This window comes from Sphingobacterium sp. UT-1RO-CII-1 (assembly GCF_026711005.1).
Lineage (GTDB): Bacteria > Bacteroidota > Bacteroidia > Sphingobacteriales > Sphingobacteriaceae > Sphingobacterium.
The window spans coordinates 364,482-384,688 of record NZ_JAPPVJ010000005.1; the positions used below are offsets into that span (position 1 = coordinate 364,482).

The following is a 20,207-nucleotide window of genomic DNA, read 5'->3' on the forward strand; positions in this document are numbered from 1 at the left end:
TTAAAAGCGGACAGAAACACCTCCATTAATAGGCGAAGCTTCTAATGTTTTACAGTAATTCCCCCACGCTATTTCAGGATAATCCCATTTATTGTTTACATACAATACCAACTGCTCGTCTTCCAAACGGTCCATGCGACAGGCAACATTCGAATCCGCAGAGACCACCGACATCAGGTCTTTACCTTTAGCCGAAAGCGAGTAGTGGTAAATGTCCTCCTTCATACCTTTAGCTTTCTGCGTCAGTGGCTTATTACTTCTTGCGCCCCGATCGGCCCAATAGTAATAATTATGGGTATCTTGATCCCAAGCCTGAACAGGTTGTTCACCGTAAGCAGCTTGCTTACTCTCAAAAAGTTTTACCCGACCTTCGTTACCAGCAAATTCACCTGCTGGATAATAATTCCAGTAGCCATCACGCTCCCAAGTTAATTCATCAACAATATCGGCTAAATAGTATTTGATACCCAGCTCCCGAAGATAGCCGTTAGGTTCTCCCTCCGTGCGGTACTTGGTAGTCATTTCTCCGTTAGAAGAAATAGTGATATCGAAAAACGCTTTTAAATCTTGGTAAGTACCTGCAATAGTAATAAGCGCAGCACCATTCTTCAGGCTAACCTGTAAATTTTCTTTTGTCCAATCCCTATCATTAGCCAGAAACTTGTTTGCACTTTTACGTACCTCAGCGCCTGTCAAATGGTTGAGATTAATATCCACGTTCATGAAGGGCCCTTTCTGAATAAATATTTTTCCATTTTTCGTTGCCCCCTCAATCAGTCCTGACGTCTTCGATACCGGTATAACAAAGTCACCTCCCTTAATCGTGTAATAGTTTGCATCTTCAGTCAGTTGCAGTGATCCTTTATGGGTAGCAGTAGGCATCTGTACTGGTCGCTCTCCAAAAAAGTACACATATGTATCTACAACGCTTCCGTCGACAGAAATGAAGTTTAAAAGAACGGACTCTCCCTTAGTCCAATTTTCGGCTGGGATTACAAATTCTCCTTTTTCATGTGGTTGAATGGCAGGTAACGACGTTATTTTCTTCTTACCTTTATATGTATATTCTAACTTAATTTCATCTAATACGGTATGATCGTACCTATTGTAAACGGGCAATGTGATAGCCTGATATGGAGAAAAGTCTGTAATAACCTTACCTTCAAAAGTGATACGTACTGGAGATTGTGCTTTTTTAGTAGACCAAAATTCGGGCTTAGGCCTTCTCCATATGTCAACAATCCCCCACTCGCCATAACCTACAGCGGCTCCCTGATATCCCTCTGGCTTAGCTGTTTTAGCAAATTCATTCCAAAAGTTAGTTCCTTTTTTAAGCTTCTGCGGAATCATAAACACCTCATCTACATAACCCCATATAGCACCTCCTAACCCTCCCTTTTTAGGAAAAAGACCTCCCCACATCATCTCCATAGATATACCCCAAAACTCACGTATATTTGGATCATCACGCAATGTTTGGTAGGTATAGCATGCAGGATGCGCCCACTCATCAAATAGTGCCGGTATACCATGCCCTTCATAACCTTCCGTTTTTTTACCAAACTGAGTAAGGTTACCATGCACATCTTGATAGTGCATACTAAGGATCTCATATATTTTAGCGTCATCATGCTGTGCTCCTGGATAACTCCAAATTACAGGACGAGTCCGATCTGTAGCTTTAACATAATCCCAGCTTTTTCTAAAATTCATACCGTATATGGACTCATTACCAATCGACCAAATGATAACCGAAGGATGGGATTTAAAAGTATTTACCATTTCACGGCACTGGCTTACATATTGATCAGTATGAGCCGGATCATCCTGTGTGGCTCCTGGCGCATAGTTTTTCTGTCTATAGGTGTCAACGAAGCAAACTGCTGTCTCTACCTCAACATATATACCATGGCGATTACATAATTCTACAAAACGCTCAGTTGGCGGATAATGTGAAGTACGAACAAAGTTTATATGTGAATCTTTAAACAACTGCACATCCAAGCTGTCGTAATAAGGTGTACTTACACGTCCTAGTGTGGGGTGAACATCATGTCTATTTGCTCCTCTAAGTTTAACAGGCTTGCCATTAACAAACATTTGATCAGCTACTACTTTCACCTCCCGAAAACCTACTTGCTTGCTGAAAGAATAACTGTCTCTTCCATCCTTTTTAACCTGTACCTCTAAACGGTATAAATTGGGGTGCTCTGCGTCCCACTTTAACGGGTTTTTAACTTTAAAACTATTAACGTTGTAACCTTTATTAAGGGCAAAGCTCTGCTCACCGTCACCCACCAAACGATTATCTGCATCGAACAACTTATAGCTTACAGATGCCGCTAGATGTTCATTGGTTGCGAAACTCATTTTCAAAACAGCATCTTTATAATGTTTATCCAAAATGGTTTCTATACCAAAGTCCATTAGAGAATTAGACGCTGTAGCGAACAAAGTAACATCACGTAATATACCGCCTATAGGGTGATGAGCATACCCCGATGCATAAGAAATATCAAACTGTTGATCCTGAACCTCCAAAGACACCTCATTCTTAGAGCCTATTTCTATATATGGGGTTATATCGGTTTCCCAACGAGTAAAACCGCCAAGATGAGTGCGTATTTCTTTACCATTAATATATAAAATTGCCTTACTGTACACTCCGTCAAAACGCAACACGACTTTCTTACCGGCATAATCTTTTGGAACAGTAAATTGTCTTTTATAGAAAAATGATTTATCATGTGAGATACCATAACCTTGCATCACGGCTTCACCCGGAACTTGAATAGAGTCCCAATCCGAGTTAGCATCAAACTTAAACTCCCATTCGCCATTAAGGGATAACACATTTCTCTTTACTCCTGCTGTTTTATCAGGAAGCTGATAAGCTTGTTCTTCTTCAAACTCCACAGCAAATACAATCTGAGAAATTAGCAGAAAAAACAGCATCACTAGTTTATTCATCATACTTTATATTTATTTCAATCCACACAACCTATAAAAGGCTTTATATATCATAATCTATACAAAACTAGATGAAACAACAATAGAAAACTAAAACTAGACACACATAAACTAAAACTTTTTTATCCTATAACAAAACATCAAAATCAAAATAAAGACAATATTGTTTCACTTATTATTTATATGTATATTTGTTCTATTCTGATATAGAACCTAACTATTATAAAATATTATGAAAGCAAAATTTATAGAACTTAGCCCTCCTAATGAGAAAACAATACATATAAAACAAGTCGATGAAAATTTCTTGCGTAATCCTCTACATTTTCATGAATTATGTGAATTGGTTTTTATTCAAGAAAGTTTTGGAAAGCGCATTGTTGGCAATCATGTAGCTTCTTTTAATGCAGGCGAACTAGTCTTAATGGGACCTAACCTTCCACATATTTGGCGCAACGACGATGTGTTTTTAGATGGCACTCATGATGAACGAGCAAAAGCTATAGTAGTTTACTTCCCATCAGACTTTCTCCTACAGCTAACAGACGATCAATCTATCATATCGGCAATGCAAAGCTTTATAAATAGAAGTAAACGGGGGTTACTTTTTCAAGGAGAAACCCTCGAGAAGGCCAAAAAGATAATGGAAGAACTGGAAACAAAAACGAGTTTTACACGTATTACAAAATTTCTAAATCTAATTGAACTCCTTTATCAATCAAATGAATATGAAACTTTGGCTTCAGATGGCTACAAACCTACTTTCAATGAGCAAGAAACTGATCGTATAAACTTAGTATATGTTTATGTAATGCAAAATTTTAAAGATACTGTTTCGCTACAGAAAGCCGCCGATTTACTACATATGACACCCAATGCTTTTTGTCGCTACTTCAAACGCCATACTAAAAAATCTTTTACAAGGTTTGTTAACGAGATGCGTATAGGACACGCTTGCAAACTATTACTTGACAAATCCTTAACAATATCTGAAATATGCTATCAAAGCGGCTATCAAAACCTTACTAATTTCAATAAATTTTTTAAACTTATTATGCTTAAAAGTCCTCGGGAATACAGGAAAGATATGGAGATATAAAAAGTTTTATAATATTTTTAATCAAAAAAGCCGCTCTATATGAAATAGAACGGCCAATAAAATTAAACAACAATAATTTTCAACTACTGGGTCGGGTTCTGCGTTAAAGTGCCCGGATAAGAGTTTATTGCATCTTGAGGGATATAATAAACTACACGATAATCTGTAGCTTCAATTTCCTCAGTTTGTCTATGTGGTCCCGGATAACGTCTTACTAATGTACCACCGTTTCTAAACACATCGTAGCTACGTTCAGCTTGGTATGCCAGCTCTAACTGTCTTTCCTTATCAATACGCTCCTGCGCATTCGCCCCATTCAAAGATGCATATCTACCATTAACAATCGAACGTGTCCTGATTTCATTTAAATCAGTTAAAGCCGAACCGTAATTACCCAGTTTTGCATAAGCTTCAGCACGGTTTAAATAAACCTCTCCTAAACGGCTAATTACCGGTGAATGCAAATGAGAATCTTCTCCTTCACGCGAACTTTTTGTAATATAGAACTGCGGATAACCATAATTTAAAGCTATAAAATTATCAATAACTCCTTCATAAACATCGCTCACCCCATCTTCTTCATACGAAATACTATACTTGCCCGCAGCCGGATCGACCGGTTTTAAAGTATACTTTTCGTCCTCTCTTGTAGCTATATACGTATTACCACTTTTCACAACATCAAACTGCAGATAGTTTAGGTTTCCATTTTTACCTTTCTTTATAAATCGGAATACCTCTCTGTAATTGCCTTTATCATCTTTACTATAATTAGGCTCAATAAAAGCAGCGCGCGCATCTACCATTGTTTTACTATCTTCACGCCAGTCATTACGCCCTGTCTCATCAAGTAAACTCAAGTATTTACCACTAGCATACATCTCACCCCAGCCCATACCACCGATTACCGCGTACATACCTCCTACACCGTAATAATGATTGTCTCCCGAGAACTCGGAAGCCAAGCGCTTAACCGCAAAAATAGTCTCAGCATTGTTTTCAGGAGTGTAAGTGTTGTATTTCATAAACTGCTCTCTCGGCAACAAACTGAAACTACCTGATTGTATTACTTTATCAGCATACTTTACTGCCTCTCCAGCATATTCCCTATTCGGGTTTTCATATGTTCCGCTCATGTAAAGATACACTCGAGATAGTAATGCCTGAGCCGCTTCTTTTGAAGCGCGGATAGCACCCTCTGATTTTGTCAGAAGCTCTTCTGCCTTTTTAAGATCTTCAATAATCAATTCATAATTCTTTTTAACCGTAACCCGGTCTTCCAGTTCTAAATTGATAACATCATCTGGCGTACCATTCACTATAGGCACACCTAAGTTTGTTTCTGGACTTTGATAATAAGGACGCCCATATGCACGCACCAAATAAAAGTACATCAAACCTCGAACATAATAGCTTTCACCCAAACGATTATCATAAACTTCAGTTTGCCCTTCTTCAAACATATTTATAATATTCGAAGCCTGCGCGATAGCTTTATAGCTCGAGTTCCAAAAACTATTTAAACGACCATTAACAGGAGTGCGGGAAAACGAAATAAATTCATAAAAATCATCCGTAGACTCTCCTCTAATCATCATATTATCCCCTGCATACTCCCCTGCTCTATGCATAGGGTCAGACCATGTTTTCAACTGTGAGTACATACCATTAAGCATGGATTCCATATAAGCATCAGGGTCATTGGCAATATCATTACCATCCATCTCCCCATAAGGCTTACGATCAATATCACAAGCTGTGAACGCTGCCGCAGCTAATAAAATATAAAATATCTTCTTCATACAATTCTTTTCAAATTAAAATGTAACATTTACGCCAAATAAAAACTTCTTTGTCATCGGGTAAACCGCCGGTCCGGCAGTATTAATTACAGCTCCATCAACAGAAGGGACTTCTGGATCTACTCCAGAATAACCTGTAATTGTAAACAAGTTTTCACCAGCAAAGAAAACACGTAGATTACTAATATTATATTGTTTTAAATCGAAATTATAACCAAGCGTTAAAGAACGCATTTTTAAGAAATCATTCTTCTCTAAATAACGTGTGGAGACTTTGTTACCTTGGTCTGTGTTACCGTAACGGGCAATAGGGTGTGTAGCCACATCTCCCGGTTTTTCCCAACGGCTCCAACCTGATAATAACCTCATTTGATTTCTATCATTATATGTTCCATCCGAATCATACTCTTGACGGGCATAATTATAAGCTTTGCCACCAATAGAATAACCAAATACAGCATTCAAATCAAATTGTTTGTAGCGCAAGAAAGTAGAGAAACCACCAAACACATCAGGAGATGATTTACCTAATTTCTGATAAGTAGCTTTAGAATAATCGGAAGTAGTATTGCGCACAGTATTACCTTCATCATCTTCACCTACGACATACCACATAGGAGCTCCAGTATCAACGTTTACACCAGCCCATTCTTTCATATAATATGTATCAACCGGCAAACCTGGCTCCAACACTCGTTGAGCCGAGCCTGCAATATTCAAACCGTCACCAACAATAATAGGTCTGGTCGAGTAAGTACCATCTGCACCTTTGGTTTTATAGAGTTTAGTCAACTTGTTTACGTTATGTCCAAGATTAACATCTACACTCCACGTCCAATCATCTTTACGGATAATATCACCGCCAAGTGTTAACTCAATACCTTTGTTACGCATTTCACCGATATTCTGCCAAATAGAAGTAATACCGACAGTACCCGTTACAGGGACACGATAGAGTATATTATCGGTGTTTTTCACATAATAATCCATCGTTACACGTGCACGATTATTCCAAAAAGAAGCATCTGCACCTACACCTGTAGTATATGTTTTTTCCCACGTAAGGTCTTTATTACCCTTTTGACTAATTAATGCTCCAGGTTTTCCGTTATAGCTTGAAGACACCGAGTACAAATCATATTGTGGATATAAAGAGCTCGGGCGGTTACCCACAGAACCATAGGAAGCCCGTACCTTCAACTCATCTACCCAAGCAGCATTAAACCATGATTCTCTGTGCAAATTCCACCCTCCACTTACTGAAAAGAAATTTCCATATTTGGCATTATCACCAAAATTAGAAGCTCCGTCGCGACGGAATGAAACTTGAGCTAAATACCGACCATCATAAGAATAATTGGCATTAGATAATAGGGACTGAACAGCCCACTCAGAAATAGCTCCCTTCGTACGCTCAGGCAATGCAACAACATCCAACACTTCAAAACCCGGTATAAAACCTGTGCCATATACATCTAATGTTTTACTCCAGTAATCATTAAATTCATAACCGGCAACACCATTTAAAGAGTGTTTATCCCAAGTTTTGTTAAACCTCAATATTTGACTCGTGTAGCGGCGGGCATATTCCGAACGATAATCTGTTAAACGACCGTCTATATTTTGTCCTCCATTTGATCTTGGATCTGTATATCCTGCTGCACTATAAGTATTATATCTATAATTATTAACAGAAGCAAAAGTCAACCAATCGGTTATCTTTACATCGAAGTCCAAGTTCCCCATAAACTCGTAGTTCTTATTAGCAGAATGATTCCACTGTAAATCACGTAAGTAGTTTGTATTTGCGCTGTTTACCCAGCCACTATAACGATGTGGCACTAGATTACCGTTTTCATCATAAGGACTATCCCACGGCAAATTTGAATACATAGCTCCTACAGAATACTGTCTATCTTCCACGTCACGCTTTGCGCCAACAATCGATGGTTTAATAGAAAGCCATTCATAAGGCTTGTAGGTAGTTTTTAAACGGAAGTTGTAGCGTGTAAAATCATAACCTTTAACTGCTCCCACTTCATCGTAAAGCCCTACAGACATGTACGACTGTAATTTTTCATTACCTCCTTGAATGGAAATATTGTGATTTTGTGTGAAACCACTTTTTGTTGCTAAGTCCCACCAATCAAAATTACTTTCGCGCAATTCCGGGTTCCATCGCGGAAATTCAATGGTACTAGCATTAGCAAAAGAAGCATAATAATCATATAACTCCGCCCCGTTCATCATCTTCATCCGACCATTGCTCAACGAGTTGAAACCAATTTTGCTGGAAGCATTAATCACCGTTTTACCAACTTTCGCATTTTTTGTAGTAACGACAATCACACCATTTGCACCTTGCGAACCATAAATGGCCGTAGAAGCTGCATCTTTTAAAATCGTCATCGACTCCACATCGTCCGGGTTAATATCACCAACATTGGAACCAACAATAACCCCATCAATCACCCATAAAGGCGCGGTAGTACCATTTAATGTCGCCTGACCTCGGATAACTACAGCTCCTCTAGAACCTGGTTGACTAGAACCTGGAGAAACATACACACCTGGCGATTTGCCATTAAGCATATTCTCCAATGATGGAGTCGTTACGTCACGTAAATCATCCCCTTTAACACTGTGTAAAGCTCCTGTAAGGCTTTCCTTCTTTTGAGTACCATAGCCAACTACAACCACTTCCTCTAAAGCTTCTTCATTTGAACTTAAAAAAACTTGAACCGTACCGCTTCCTATAACCTCACTATATGAAGCATAGCCAACTGCTGTAAAAACTAAGCTTTCTCCAACGGAAGCAGAAATACTAAAATTCCCTTCATCATCTGTAGAGGTAGCTAAACCTGTTTTGCCCTTTACCGATACAGTTACGCCAGCCAAGGGGCCATTGGACGAAGTAACTTGACCAGTTACCTTGGTCTGTTGTACAACTTCAACAACTGACACATCATTAGTTGCAAAAGCAACATTAATAGCAGGAATAGCGAGCATTAAGCAAGAAGCTAAATGTAAACTCTTACATGCAAAAAAAGGATGTGTAATTTTTTTCATCATAAAATAACATCTTTAATTAATTATTAGCTAACAAATTGTTAAACTATTGTTAAAATCTAAGGTATAGTATTGAAAACAATTAATGAAAGAGCAAATAACATCAAACGATTGCGTAAAGAAAAAATGACAAAACGCACTAAATAACGTAGCTAAAACAAACAAAAGCTAAACAACTAAATAAATAAAATGAAAGCCAAAAACACCATTATATTTGCTAAACAACTAAAAATACATTATCTTTGTCGCATCATAATTTAGGTTTATAATTGGTTAGTTAATAGGTTTTCATTCTCCCCGTTTGAAAACCTATTTTTTTATAATACCATAAATCAAATCGATAATAACCTATTCCCCATCAATACAAACCATCAGTAATAACATAATAACAAGAGAAGCACATAAAAAAAGCTGTATCTCAAAATCCAATAGAAATTAGACTTGAAATACAGCTTCCTCTGTAGGAAAGGCTAATAATATGCTCCCGTTTACCTTATGCGAACGTATTGTTTAACAAATACCAGCATAAGAGACATTTCCAAATATCATTTACTTTAAGCATATTTACAGATAGCATCTATTTAAAACAACAAATTGTGATATTCAACTCTTAATGAAAAAGAACTTCGGAATCAAAGATATTGCCAAAATGCTTAACATCTCGGTATCAACTGTTTCGAGAGCTCTTCGTGATGCACATGATGTTAATCCAGAGACGAGAAGAAAAGTCCTAGATCTCACTGAAAAGCTAAATTTTAAACCAAATAAAAATGCAGCAGCGTTAGCTTCTGGAAACACTCGTAATATAGGTGTCGTATTACCTTTCATTACCAACTATTATTTTTCTACAGTTATTTCTGGTATACAAGAGGAAGCCTATAACCAAGGATACAATATCATTTTGTATCTCACACACGATGATGTCGAGAGAGAAAGAAAACTTCTAAAAAACATCGAAATGACCAGCCTTGATGGTTTATTAATATCCATTTCTTCAAATTCAGACATACTGGACCATTTTCAAAATTTATTAAACAATGGCCTACCAATCGTATTTTTTGACCGGGTTCCGCCTATCGACGAAGTCTCCAAAGTAATGCAAAGTGATTTTGACGGGGCTTACCTTGCCACATCCCATCTCCTTGAAAATGGCTATAAAAAAATTGCACATATTGCAGGTCCTGAAAATTTAAACTTCACACAAGAGCGTCTTCGTGGATATCGCCAAGCACTGCAACATGCCAATATCCCCTACCAATCAGATTACACTATTTTTTCAGGGTTCGATCAGTCGAGTGGCTTTACTGATACACTGAACCTCTTTCAACTTCCTTCTCCTCCTAACGCAATCTTTGCTGTAAACGACAGAAAGGCTGTAGGCGCAATACAAGCTCTTAAATCAATAAAAGTAAAAGTAGGTCTGGAATGTGCAGTTATAGGGTTTACAAATGATCCGATAGCAACAGTTATAGAACCCAATTTAACAACTGTTGAGGAACCTGCTTTTGAAATAGGAAAACAAAGCTGTCAATTATTAATCAAACATATAAAAAATAAAAGTTACGAATCTCGAGAAATTCTTATTCCCGGCAAACTTCTCCGACGAGATTCTGTAAAGAACAATCAATTACGATAAACTACCTTTCCCCTTATAATTGTACTTTTTACATTTATATCTTCATCAAAGAGAACCAGATCCGCATTTTTACCGACCGCAATAGTCCCCATAAATTTGGCACAATTAATTATACGCGCCGGATTAAGTGTAAGCATCTGCACGGCAGTTGATAAATCTACCTCAGCCACATTCACCATCGTTCTAATCAACCTATCTGCTGTTGCTACACTTCCTGCAAAAGAACTGCGGTCAGGTAGCTTTGCCACACCGTCCTCCACAATAACCTCAAGACCTGTAGACTTCCCTCCCAAGATACTTTTACCTTCAGGCATACCTGCTGCTCGCATAGCGTCCGTCGTAAGTATAATACTATCTTTAGATTTAATCTTACAGATCAGCTTCAAAAAAGGTTCAGGCAGATGTACCCCATCAGCAATAATTTCTACATCGATATCATCTATTAACAGACACGATTCTATCGCACCTGCATAGCGGTATGAATCTTTACGTGTCATACCCGACATCCCAGAATAAAGATGCGTGGCCAAAGTATATCCATTTTCAACCGCTTTTAGAATATCATCATACACAGCATCTGTGTGAGCTATAGAAGCAATAACACCCATCCTATTCAAATAAAGTGCAAGTTCCAAAGCTCCCGGAAGTTCTGGCGCAGCACTCCATCGTGCAATGAGATGACCATAGTTCTTTAGTATATCTAAATACTCTCTACGATCTGGATTTCGAATATATCGAGGGTCCTGCGCGCCTCTTTGATTCATTGCAAAATAAGGACCTTCCAGATGTAATCCTAAAAATCGAACTCCCTTATTACTCGCATTCAAAACCTCATCGTAAACAGCAAATGTATCAAGCAGCGCCTTCCTATCACTAGTTAAGGTAGTCGGTAACATCGACGTCGTCCCATATTTCACATGAGTTTCAGCAACAGTAAAATAAGCATCCACTTCATTATCCATAAAGTCTGCCCCACCCCCACCATGTACATGAAGATCAATAAAACCCGGAGAAAGGTAAAGTCCCCCCGCATCGATCACCTTTTCATTCACATGCTTAAGATTTGGTTTATCTTTTTCGTCCCCCATAGCAACTATAGTAGGACCTTTTGCTTGAAGCCACCCATTTTTAATAATGCGAAACGGCGTTATTATTTGTGCATTTATAATTGTTAGCATATTTATACCCTATAAACGTGTCCATGACTTTATTCTGTGCCCGTAAAAAGCGTAAAATGCAATATACGAAAAACAAGGGACTAATACCCAATAAGCTATCTGTTCCCCCACACTATCAGCCAGCCCTCCATAAACGATTGGTAAAATCGCATTACCACATAATCCCATAATCAATAACGCTGACCCTTGCTTCGCATACTCACCAAGACCATTTAAAGCCAAAGGCCAAATACCCGCCCAAATTAAAGCATTAGGCACTCCGATAAGCGCTAAAAACCAAATGGAAATATTTAAATCAAAGCCTAGCCAACCAACTTGAAACTGTACCGTACTCACTAACACAGCTAATAATAAGCCAACCAGTGCACAGATTTGTAACATAAGTTTTTGCGAAAGAAAACGTGGGATTAAAAAAATTCCCAAAAAATATCCTACAATAGTAGCAGCCAGCGTATAGGACGGAAACGCTCGAGCTTCCAATAAAGTAACACCCATCGAGTCGGCATAACTTATTATGGTATCAATAGCAATAACCTGTGTGCCGACATGCAAAAAAATAGCAATCGCACCCAATACCAAATGCGGGTATTGTAACACGCTGGTTCTCTTGTTAGCATCATTGCCTCGCTCTTCGTTCTCGATCTCGGGAAGTGGCGAAAAGCGCACAAATACACCTATTAAAAACAAAACGATAGCCATAACCGTATAAGGCACTACTACTCGTAAAATAAGTTCATCTAACGCTGCTACCCTTGTGATTTCGTCCATCAACGGAATCTGCCTAAACAATTCATTATCGGTTGGACGAAGCACTGCCCATGAAAATGCTAATGGTGCTAAAATACCAGCTCCTTTATTACAGATACCCATAATACTAATGCGCTGTGCCGCCCGTTCTTTATCACCAATTAAGGTAATATAAAGGTTAGCCACCGTCTGTAGCACGGCCAAGCCTGTACCCAAGGTAAATAAGCCCAATAAAAAAACAGGAAAGGTGCGCCCATAAGCTGCCGGGACAAAAATAAGCGCACCTAAAGCCATTATCCAAAAACCTATTACAATTCCCTTCTTATACCCAACACGCTTCAACAAATAAGAAGAGGGCATAGACATGACCAAATAGGAAATATAAAAAGCAAAAGCTACTAAATAGGATTCAAAATTTGTCAATTCACAGGCAATCCGAAAGTAGGGAATAAGTATAGCATTTACCCACGATACGAACCCAAAAACAAAAAACATCAATCCGATAATCCCTATCGATATATATGTACTCCTCTTATCTAATGGTTGTGTTGTCATTAATTCAGGCTAATAGATTTTATAATAAAGATGCAGAGTCCTTGTCTAAAAACACAACGCAATGTTCGTGCTGTTGCAGTATACTCGCCGGACTCATAACGGATACAGGCTCAGACAGACAAGCCCGTACCGCTTTTGCCTTTCTACTATCGGGAACAGCACAAACAATCTTTCGTGATTTCATTATCTGTTTAATTGACATCGATATAGCCTGCAACGGCACATCATCAACAGTTTCAAACCAACCTTCCCCTAATTGCTGCTGTCTACATTGTGCATCTAAATTAACAACCAGATAAGCATCTTCAACCTCAAAGTCTGCCGGTGGATCGTTAAAAGCTAAATGCCCATTTTCGCCTATTCCTACAAAGGCCACATCAATCGGAAACTCTGCTATTTTTTTTCCTAAACGCGTGCACTCTTCTTCTGGATTATTTTCCCCGTTGATCAAAACAACATCTAATAACCCTTCAACTTTATTAACAAAACGTTCTGTCAGATACTTTCTAAAACTGGCTTTATGCGTAATTGGCATACCAATATACTCGTCCAAATGAAACATACGAACTTTACTCCAGTCAATCTCCTTATCATTCACCAAAGTTTCCATAGTCTCAAATTGACTTTGACCTGTTGCTAATATAATATTAGCCTCACCACGTGTTTCGATAGCTTCTTTAATCCACGCAGCTCCAAGTCTACCTGCTTTTTCACCTAAAGCTTCACGTGTTTCGCTTTTTTCAATTCTCATTGTTCTCCTTAATAATATATATTTAAACTTTAATCACTTCTGTTGTAGCACCATGTGCTAAATCAATATCATGTACTTTGTTTTCTTTCCATCGTCCCATTGTAAAATCAGGTATCTTAATCGGCTTAGACCCATTAGCGACAGACCATTCACTCAACGGCCCGATTACGCTCCATGCTGCCGCATCATAAACATCCATATCTACGGGTAATCCATTGCGCAAGCAATCAATCAAACGCCAATCCATCATAAAATCCATCCCTCCGTGTCCACCAATATCTTTCGCCAATTCGCCAATATGTTTTATAATTTTTGGCTGATACTGCTCTTCTAGTTTACGCAAAGACTCCTCATCCATAAAATCATTATCACCAATAGCAATTTTTCCGGGCAGCGGATATTTTTGAGCGAAAGCTTTTGTTCCGCTTATCATATGAATTCTAGAATAAGGCCTGGGTGTGCTCACATCGTGCTGTAAGGTAATTGTACTTCCTGAAGCCGTTTTAATATTAGAAACATTCATATTTCCTCTAAACGGCTTATTGACAAACGACCCGAAACGAGCATCTTCCTGAGCCATCGCTTTCGCTTTCGGGTTTAGCATAAAATCATCCGACGACATGGACGTCATAAAATCCATCTTATTACCACGGTTAACTTTCAGTACCTGACAAATCGGGCCTAAACCATGCGTAGGGTAAAGGTTTCCATTACGTTCTGCATTTTCCCGTAAACGCCAAAAATCATAACGTTTCTCTTCCTGAAAAAAACTGTTTAAAATATCGTGTATATAAGCTCCTTCTGTATGCACTATATCGCCAAAGAACCCTTGTCGTGCTAGGTTTAACGTCAGAAGCTCAAAAAAATCGTAGCAGCAATTTTCCAAAATCACACAATGTTTTTTTGTTTTTTCTGAAGTCATCACTAACCGCCAGCAATCCTCTACAGATGTTGCAGCAGGAATCTCCAAAGCCACATGCTTACCATGCTCCATAGCATAAATTGCTATTTCAGCATGCATTGCCCAATGTGTTGCAATATAAACAAGGTCTATATCTTCACGTCGGCATAATTCCTTCCACGACTCTTCATCTTTCGTATAGAGAGTTGCTTCATGCCCACTCGACTTAATACGAGCCTTTGCTGCACTAGCTTTTTCTGGCTGAACATCACAGATTGCTTTTATATCCACCCCCTGTATTCTACTCATCCGCTCAACCGCCGCCGCCCCGCGGTTTCCCACCCCCACAAATGCGGTGCGCACAATATCTAACGCCGGAGCAGCATAACCCGACATATTAAATACTGGTTTATAAGGGCGCTCTGCTTCTTTTAATATATGTTCTAAAGCCGTTCTATCCTGACTCTTCAAAGTTGAATTGGCATGAACTTTACCCGATAACAGTCCTATACCTGCCAAACTTGATAACTTCAAAAAGGATCTTCTATCTGTTGCCATATTTTAGTATTGTTTATAGTTTTTCATAAAAAAGATCTTAATCCACATCCCACCATAGACGAGTTGCAGCATTATCCTCACCTCCCAGTAAAGCACGTCCCTTTGTTAGCTCTTCTAAATTATTTGTTTCTTCCGTCAAAGGATAAGGCAAGCGTTTAATAAAAGTACCTACTGGTAAATCTGGATTTTCTGAAACAAGAAGGTCATACATTTTCGGATAGCCTGATCGTCTAAACTCAGCCCAAGCTTCCATACCGTTAGGAAAAATCGCTATCCACTTCTGTACTCCCACCTGCTCTCTTTGCTCACTAATAGTCGATGACCAAGCAACACCTATATTGGAAACCGCTGGAGAATTATGAAAATCATCAGGCTGAGTTGGTGTAAGAGAAGATTGAATATAATCAAGAGCTTCAGTTTCTTGCACTCCCCACTGCTCCATACTCATTTTGATTCCAGACTCATAAAGTAGCTGTGCTGTTCCGCCCATATTCCACCCATTTAACGCTCCTTCGGCTCGCAGAAAGTAAGATTCCGAAGCGGCCATAACATGCAATCTAGCAGTAAGCTCACCAACAAACACTTGCCCATTATGTGAAACCCAATATTTGCCTACATTAGAATTCGAAACAGCTTGATTTCGAATATCGCCTAAGTCTGAAGAACTAAGCCCATTTCTCACACTATTAAAGCTACTAGTAGCAATACTAGGTTGAAAATAGATAGACAATCGAGGGTCATCGTAGCCCTTCAAATAAGACGCTATCGTCGAGCTCATAGCAAATTCATTCCACACAGCTACTTGTGAAAGTCCATTGGTATCATTACCCGATAGCGCTTTTGCCACTGAAGCATTCTGATTATTATTTAACATCACTCCCGACGCAACAGCTGCTTCCGCTTCTACTTTGGCTTTGTCAGAATTAACCTTCGATATCCGCAAGGCTAATCTCAAACGCAAAGAATTGGCAAATACAATCCAGTTTTGAACATCACCGTTATACATAAGATCGTAACCTTCATATATCTTAGTTCCCTGCGGAAGTGCTTTTAAATGTTCTACAGCTTTAGTCAATCGCTTAAAGAAATCATCATAAATTTCATCTAAAGGATCATAAGCTATCACACCATCAGCCTTAGCCGCATCAAAATAAGGTATAGGACCAAAATGATCGGCTAGTCTGTGAAATGCATACACCCACATAATATTAGCAAGCGCAGCTTCACCCGAGTCTTCGTCTACACTTTCTAGAATAGACAATAGTTGAGGTGCAGTATCTACATAAACAACTGTCCAAAACCGCCGCTGCCAGTCCGGAGTAAGCGCATACCTATCCGTACGGAATGAGGTCGTAGTTAATGCAAAGTATTGAGAATATAAGTCTGCACCTAAATTTTGAACAGTCTGATAAAAAGATCTATTCATCGAAGCAGAAGATTGGGCTTTAGCAAACATAAATGGTCGTTCCCTAGCACCAACGACTGTTAACCGATTAGGATCTTCATTATAATCTTCAAAATTCTTAGTACATGAAAACAGACTCATGCTGATTAATACGCTATATAAAAATGATTTTCTCATGATTGTTTCTTTTTAAAATGACAATTTAACACTCATACCAAATGTTCTTACTGCTGGAGGTAAACCTACTTCCACACCTTGGTAATTCCCAGCACCTAATGCACCTTCTGGATCGATAGGGCTGTTTGTTTTTCCTAACCCAGGGGTGTTTAACTTAGACTTCCCCCGGTAAAAAAAGAAAAGGTTTCGTCCAATAAGTGAAAATTGAGCTGCTTTAATACCTTTTATAGATTCAACATTAAATTTATAACTCAACGACAATTCTCGCATTCTAACATTTGTCATATCATAAGTAAAAAATTGCCCATAGCCATCTCGCCCCCCCTGGGAAACAGTTTGCCAAAAATCCTGCGCAGATATAGCAACATCATTCGCAGAACCATCCTGTTTAACAGCGTCAATTACCCAACCGCCTTCACGATGCTTTTCCGTAAAATCACCCACACCAAAAGCTGCTAAATAGGCTGCAGTACCCGAAACAATCTCTCCTCCAATTCGTGCATCAATCAACGCATTTAAAGAAAAGTTCTTATAAGAAAAACTATTGGACCATCCCAATAAAGCTTTGGGATTGAAGTTCCCTAACTTTTGGTTACTTTCAACAACCGGGAGCCCCTTATCATTTACGACAAACTTTCCTGTACCAGGATCTCTCTTCCAAACATGCCCATAAAGATCCCCATACTTTCCACCTTCATTTACAACGACAGTAGCATATTTTGTATTATCGGTAATATTGGCTCTCTTCGTTTTTTCATGCAACTCCAAAATCTTATTTGTATTGGTAGAAAAATTCAAATCCATATTCCATTTAAAGTTCTCTTTAAGTACAGGTGTAGCGGAAAGTTGCAGTTCAAAACCACGATTTTCAATATCACCTGAGTTAATGTATTCTCTACCAAAACCACTAGCCATAGGCATAGAGATAAACATCAACTGATTAATCGTATTCGTCTTATAATAATTTGCATCAAAAGACAACCTATTATTAAAAAACTTCATATCTAAACCTATCTCAAAAGACTTCGTAATCTCAGGCTTTAAATCAGGTATTGCTTTTACTTGACTTCTAGACACAAATCCGCGGCCAGCACCTAGCCCAAATTGGTAAAGCTGCTTTAGCAGATAAGGCTGTCCGTCATTTCCTACTCTTGTTATTGAAGTTCTTAATTTTCCAAAATCTACCCAAGACGGTAAGTTTAACCATTCATTAAACACTACTCCCAGGCCCATAGATGGGTAGAAATAACTATGTGGAGATGGCAAAGTTGAGGACCAGTCATTTCTAACTGTAAGATCTAAAAAAATATTATTGTAAAAAGACAACTGTGTACTTGCGTATACCGAGTTCAATTGTCTTTTATATCCATCTATTAATAAAAACTCTGGAGTAGTTGCCATGGCAAGAGAAAACTTATTAGGTATAGATAAGCCATTAGCCATGTTTTGAAAAGTATTATAATTGCGAGACAAAAAACTCGTTCCAATGTTATAATTTAAGTTCACATTTTCAGAGAGACGATTCTTGCCATTGATTAAAAAGTCAAAATTGTGCTCAGAATATTTACTGTGCGTTTCATAATACATTCCACCAACCCTAATATCGGCGAGGCCTTCATAAAAAGAACCGTCAATAATGTCTTGATATTGATCAAAACTATAACGTCCCAATAAGGTTAAGCCATCGGTAATATCGTAGCTAACGCTTCCTAATGCAGTTACTCTATCCCGAGCTTCATTCACCGAAGTGCGATTAATCCACCAGTTAGGATTATTATAAATTGTAGATCCTGACCAATACTTACGCATTGGTTCACCATTTGATGGGTTGATAGATTCATAATCTGCCAATTCATCAAGCGTTAAGTCTCTAGGCATAATGTATGCTTCAATTGGCACACCTACATCTCCAAGTCTAGGTCTATTATTAATTTTTTGATTAATGTAATTTAACTTGACATCTGTTTTAAGTTTCGGAATGAGCTCCGTATTCAATCGGAGATTTAAACTATTTCTATCCATATTATTTTGAGGTAAAATCCCCCCAACATGATTATTGGAATATGACATGTAGCTATTCATCTTTTCGGACCCTCCATATGCACTAATACTATTATTGAAAGTAGGTGCATTTCTAAATACACTCTTTACATTACCAGATATAGTCGTTCCTTTCTCACCCCAACTTTCTCCGACATTAGTTCCTGTCACACCTCCATTTCCCCTCCCATAAGTATTCTGAAATTTAGGAAGCATATGTACAGACTCTATAGAGGCATTACCATGATAATCGAACTGATACTTCCCCGACCGCCCCTGCTTAGTTGTAATGATAATAGCACCGTTCGCAGCTCTACTCCCATACAAGGCAGCAGCAGCAGCCCCTTTCAGTACATTAATAGACTCAATATCTTCTGGATTAATATTCGCAGCACCATCACTATTACTATAACCTGCTGATGTACCTGTAGCCTGTCTACCAGGAGAATTATCAAACGCTACCCCATCCACAACAACCAATGCATTATTATTACCTGACAAGGATTTATTACCCCTCAGCACCACTCTCACAGCAGCCCCTGGTCCTGACGACGCTGTCGTCACCGTAGCACCTGCTACTTTACCGGTTAAACTGCTCATCACATTTCCACTGTTATCCCTGATATTACTTACTGCATCACCTTTCAATTGTTGGGTAGAATAAGTTAACCCACGGGTTTCCCTCTCTATACCAAGCGCCGTTACCACTACTTCCCCAATAGACTCATTTTGAGTTCGCAGCACTACTCTATAATTGGTTTCCGAGGTCACGATAAATACTTTACTCCTATAACCAACCATCGTTACCTGAATCGAATCACCAACAGAAGCATCAATAGAAGTCGGTGTAGCAGCCACGACACTCGTACTGCTCTTTGTCTTGATATTCTGAATAGTGGCACCGATTAAAGGTTGTTGTGTCTGTTCATCGACTATAGTAACTAATCGAGAAAGTTTTGCATTTTCCTGTCCGTAAAGACTAAAATTTAAAAAGAAAATAAAAAGAGAGAATCCAAATGTAAATACCCTCTTACGGTAATTTTTACATGTCATAATCTAAAGTGGTTTACTTTATTGTTTATCTAATTATTCGTACCCGATCAACCCAAAGAAATGGCTATATTTTTTTATTTACAATAAAAACGGCGAATAAAACACCGATAACGCTACCGATAATATATTTCAAATCGTCACATAAAATGGATAATCTTGTCAAAAAACCTAGGAGATTTATGTAAAAAAAAGCACACCTAATCAAACAATAACACGATGCTTATAAAGCTATAAGCAGACTTAAAAACAAATGAATAGGTGACAAA

The 20,207-nt window shown here is 38.5% G+C and carries 11 protein-coding genes; 2 read left to right on the forward strand and 9 right to left on the reverse strand.

What is annotated here, in order from left to right; translation table 11 throughout:
* The gene (locus ORI89_RS13360; RefSeq protein WP_268230990.1) at positions 1-2,973 is read right to left on the reverse strand and encodes a glycoside hydrolase family 2 protein; all 2,973 of its coding nucleotides are present in this window, start codon (positions 2,971-2,973) and stop codon (positions 1-3) included.
* A 229-nt stretch (positions 2,974-3,202) separates the two neighbouring features.
* Between ORI89_RS13360 and ORI89_RS13365 the strand changes: the two genes are divergently transcribed.
* Positions 3,203-4,069, forward strand: coding sequence for an AraC family transcriptional regulator (locus ORI89_RS13365; RefSeq protein ID WP_268230991.1), 867 nt, complete (start codon positions 3,203-3,205; stop codon positions 4,067-4,069).
* 83 nt (positions 4,070-4,152) lie between these two features.
* Here ORI89_RS13365 and ORI89_RS13370 read toward each other — a convergent pair whose 3' ends face one another.
* Together ORI89_RS13370 and ORI89_RS13375 are read right to left on the reverse strand one after the other, a co-directional pair.
* Entirely contained in the window at positions 4,153-5,871 is a 1,719-nt protein-coding gene (locus tag ORI89_RS13370) for a RagB/SusD family nutrient uptake outer membrane protein (RefSeq protein ID WP_268230992.1), read from the reverse strand.
* Between the two features lie 15 nt (positions 5,872-5,886).
* Positions 5,887-8,943, reverse strand: coding sequence for a SusC/RagA family TonB-linked outer membrane protein (locus ORI89_RS13375; protein ID WP_268230993.1), 3,057 nt, complete (start codon positions 8,941-8,943; stop codon positions 5,887-5,889).
* A gap of 610 nt (positions 8,944-9,553) precedes the next feature.
* On the opposite strand from ORI89_RS13375, the gene ORI89_RS13380 reads away from it, so the two are divergent.
* A complete protein-coding gene (locus ORI89_RS13380; protein WP_268230994.1) occupies positions 9,554-10,576 on the forward strand; it encodes a LacI family DNA-binding transcriptional regulator in 1,023 nt (340 codons plus the stop codon).
* Here the strand turns inward: ORI89_RS13380 and nagA are convergent.
* The 6 genes from nagA to ORI89_RS13410 are packed head-to-tail and all read right to left on the reverse strand — an operon-like array spanning position 10,564 to position 19,941.
* The gene (gene nagA, locus ORI89_RS13385; protein ID WP_268230995.1) at positions 10,564-11,754 is read right to left on the reverse strand and encodes an N-acetylglucosamine-6-phosphate deacetylase; all 1,191 of its coding nucleotides are present in this window, start codon (positions 11,752-11,754) and stop codon (positions 10,564-10,566) included. The genes ORI89_RS13380 and nagA overlap by 13 nt on opposite strands.
* A 9-nt stretch (positions 11,755-11,763) precedes the next feature.
* On the reverse strand, positions 11,764-13,056 hold the full coding sequence (locus tag ORI89_RS13390) for a sugar MFS transporter (RefSeq protein WP_268230996.1): 1,293 nt from the start codon (positions 13,054-13,056) through the stop codon (positions 11,764-11,766).
* Between the two features lie 19 nt (positions 13,057-13,075).
* The gene (locus ORI89_RS13395) at positions 13,076-13,807 is read right to left on the reverse strand and encodes a glucosamine-6-phosphate deaminase (protein ID WP_268230997.1); all 732 of its coding nucleotides are present in this window, start codon (positions 13,805-13,807) and stop codon (positions 13,076-13,078) included.
* 22 nt (positions 13,808-13,829) lie between these two features.
* The gene (locus ORI89_RS13400; RefSeq protein WP_268230998.1) at positions 13,830-15,266 is read right to left on the reverse strand and encodes a Gfo/Idh/MocA family protein; all 1,437 of its coding nucleotides are present in this window, start codon (positions 15,264-15,266) and stop codon (positions 13,830-13,832) included.
* A gap of 37 nt (positions 15,267-15,303) precedes the next feature.
* The gene (locus ORI89_RS13405; protein ID WP_268230999.1) at positions 15,304-16,848 is read right to left on the reverse strand and encodes a SusD/RagB family nutrient-binding outer membrane lipoprotein; all 1,545 of its coding nucleotides are present in this window, start codon (positions 16,846-16,848) and stop codon (positions 15,304-15,306) included.
* Positions 16,849-16,860: 12 nt separating this feature from the next.
* A complete protein-coding gene (locus ORI89_RS13410; RefSeq protein WP_268231000.1) occupies positions 16,861-19,941 on the reverse strand; it encodes a SusC/RagA family TonB-linked outer membrane protein in 3,081 nt (1,026 codons plus the stop codon).
* Between the last annotated feature and the right edge of the window lie 266 nt (positions 19,942-20,207).

Coding starts and splice junctions, on each gene's coding strand:
- ORI89_RS13410 (WP_268231000.1), bottom strand. CDS start 19,941: ATGACATGTAAAAATTACCGTAAGAGGGTATTTACATTTGGATTCTCT.
- ORI89_RS13405 (WP_268230999.1), bottom strand. CDS start 16,848: ATGAGAAAATCATTTTTATATAGCGTATTAATCAGCATGAGTCTGTTT.
- ORI89_RS13360 (WP_268230990.1), bottom strand. CDS start 2,973: ATGATGAATAAACTAGTGATGCTGTTTTTTCTGCTAATTTCTCAGATT.
- ORI89_RS13380 (WP_268230994.1), top strand. CDS start 9,554: ATGAAAAAGAACTTCGGAATCAAAGATATTGCCAAAATGCTTAACATC.
- ORI89_RS13365 (WP_268230991.1), top strand. CDS start 3,203: ATGAAAGCAAAATTTATAGAACTTAGCCCTCCTAATGAGAAAACAATA.
- ORI89_RS13395 (WP_268230997.1), bottom strand. CDS start 13,807: ATGAGAATTGAAAAAAGCGAAACACGTGAAGCTTTAGGTGAAAAAGCA.
- ORI89_RS13370 (WP_268230992.1), bottom strand. CDS start 5,871: ATGAAGAAGATATTTTATATTTTATTAGCTGCGGCAGCGTTCACAGCT.
- ORI89_RS13400 (WP_268230998.1), bottom strand. CDS start 15,266: ATGGCAACAGATAGAAGATCCTTTTTGAAGTTATCAAGTTTGGCAGGT.
- ORI89_RS13390 (WP_268230996.1), bottom strand. CDS start 13,056: ATGACAACACAACCATTAGATAAGAGGAGTACATATATATCGATAGGG.
- ORI89_RS13375 (WP_268230993.1), bottom strand. CDS start 8,943: ATGATGAAAAAAATTACACATCCTTTTTTTGCATGTAAGAGTTTACAT.
- nagA (WP_268230995.1), bottom strand. CDS start 11,754: ATGCTAACAATTATAAATGCACAAATAATAACGCCGTTTCGCATTATT.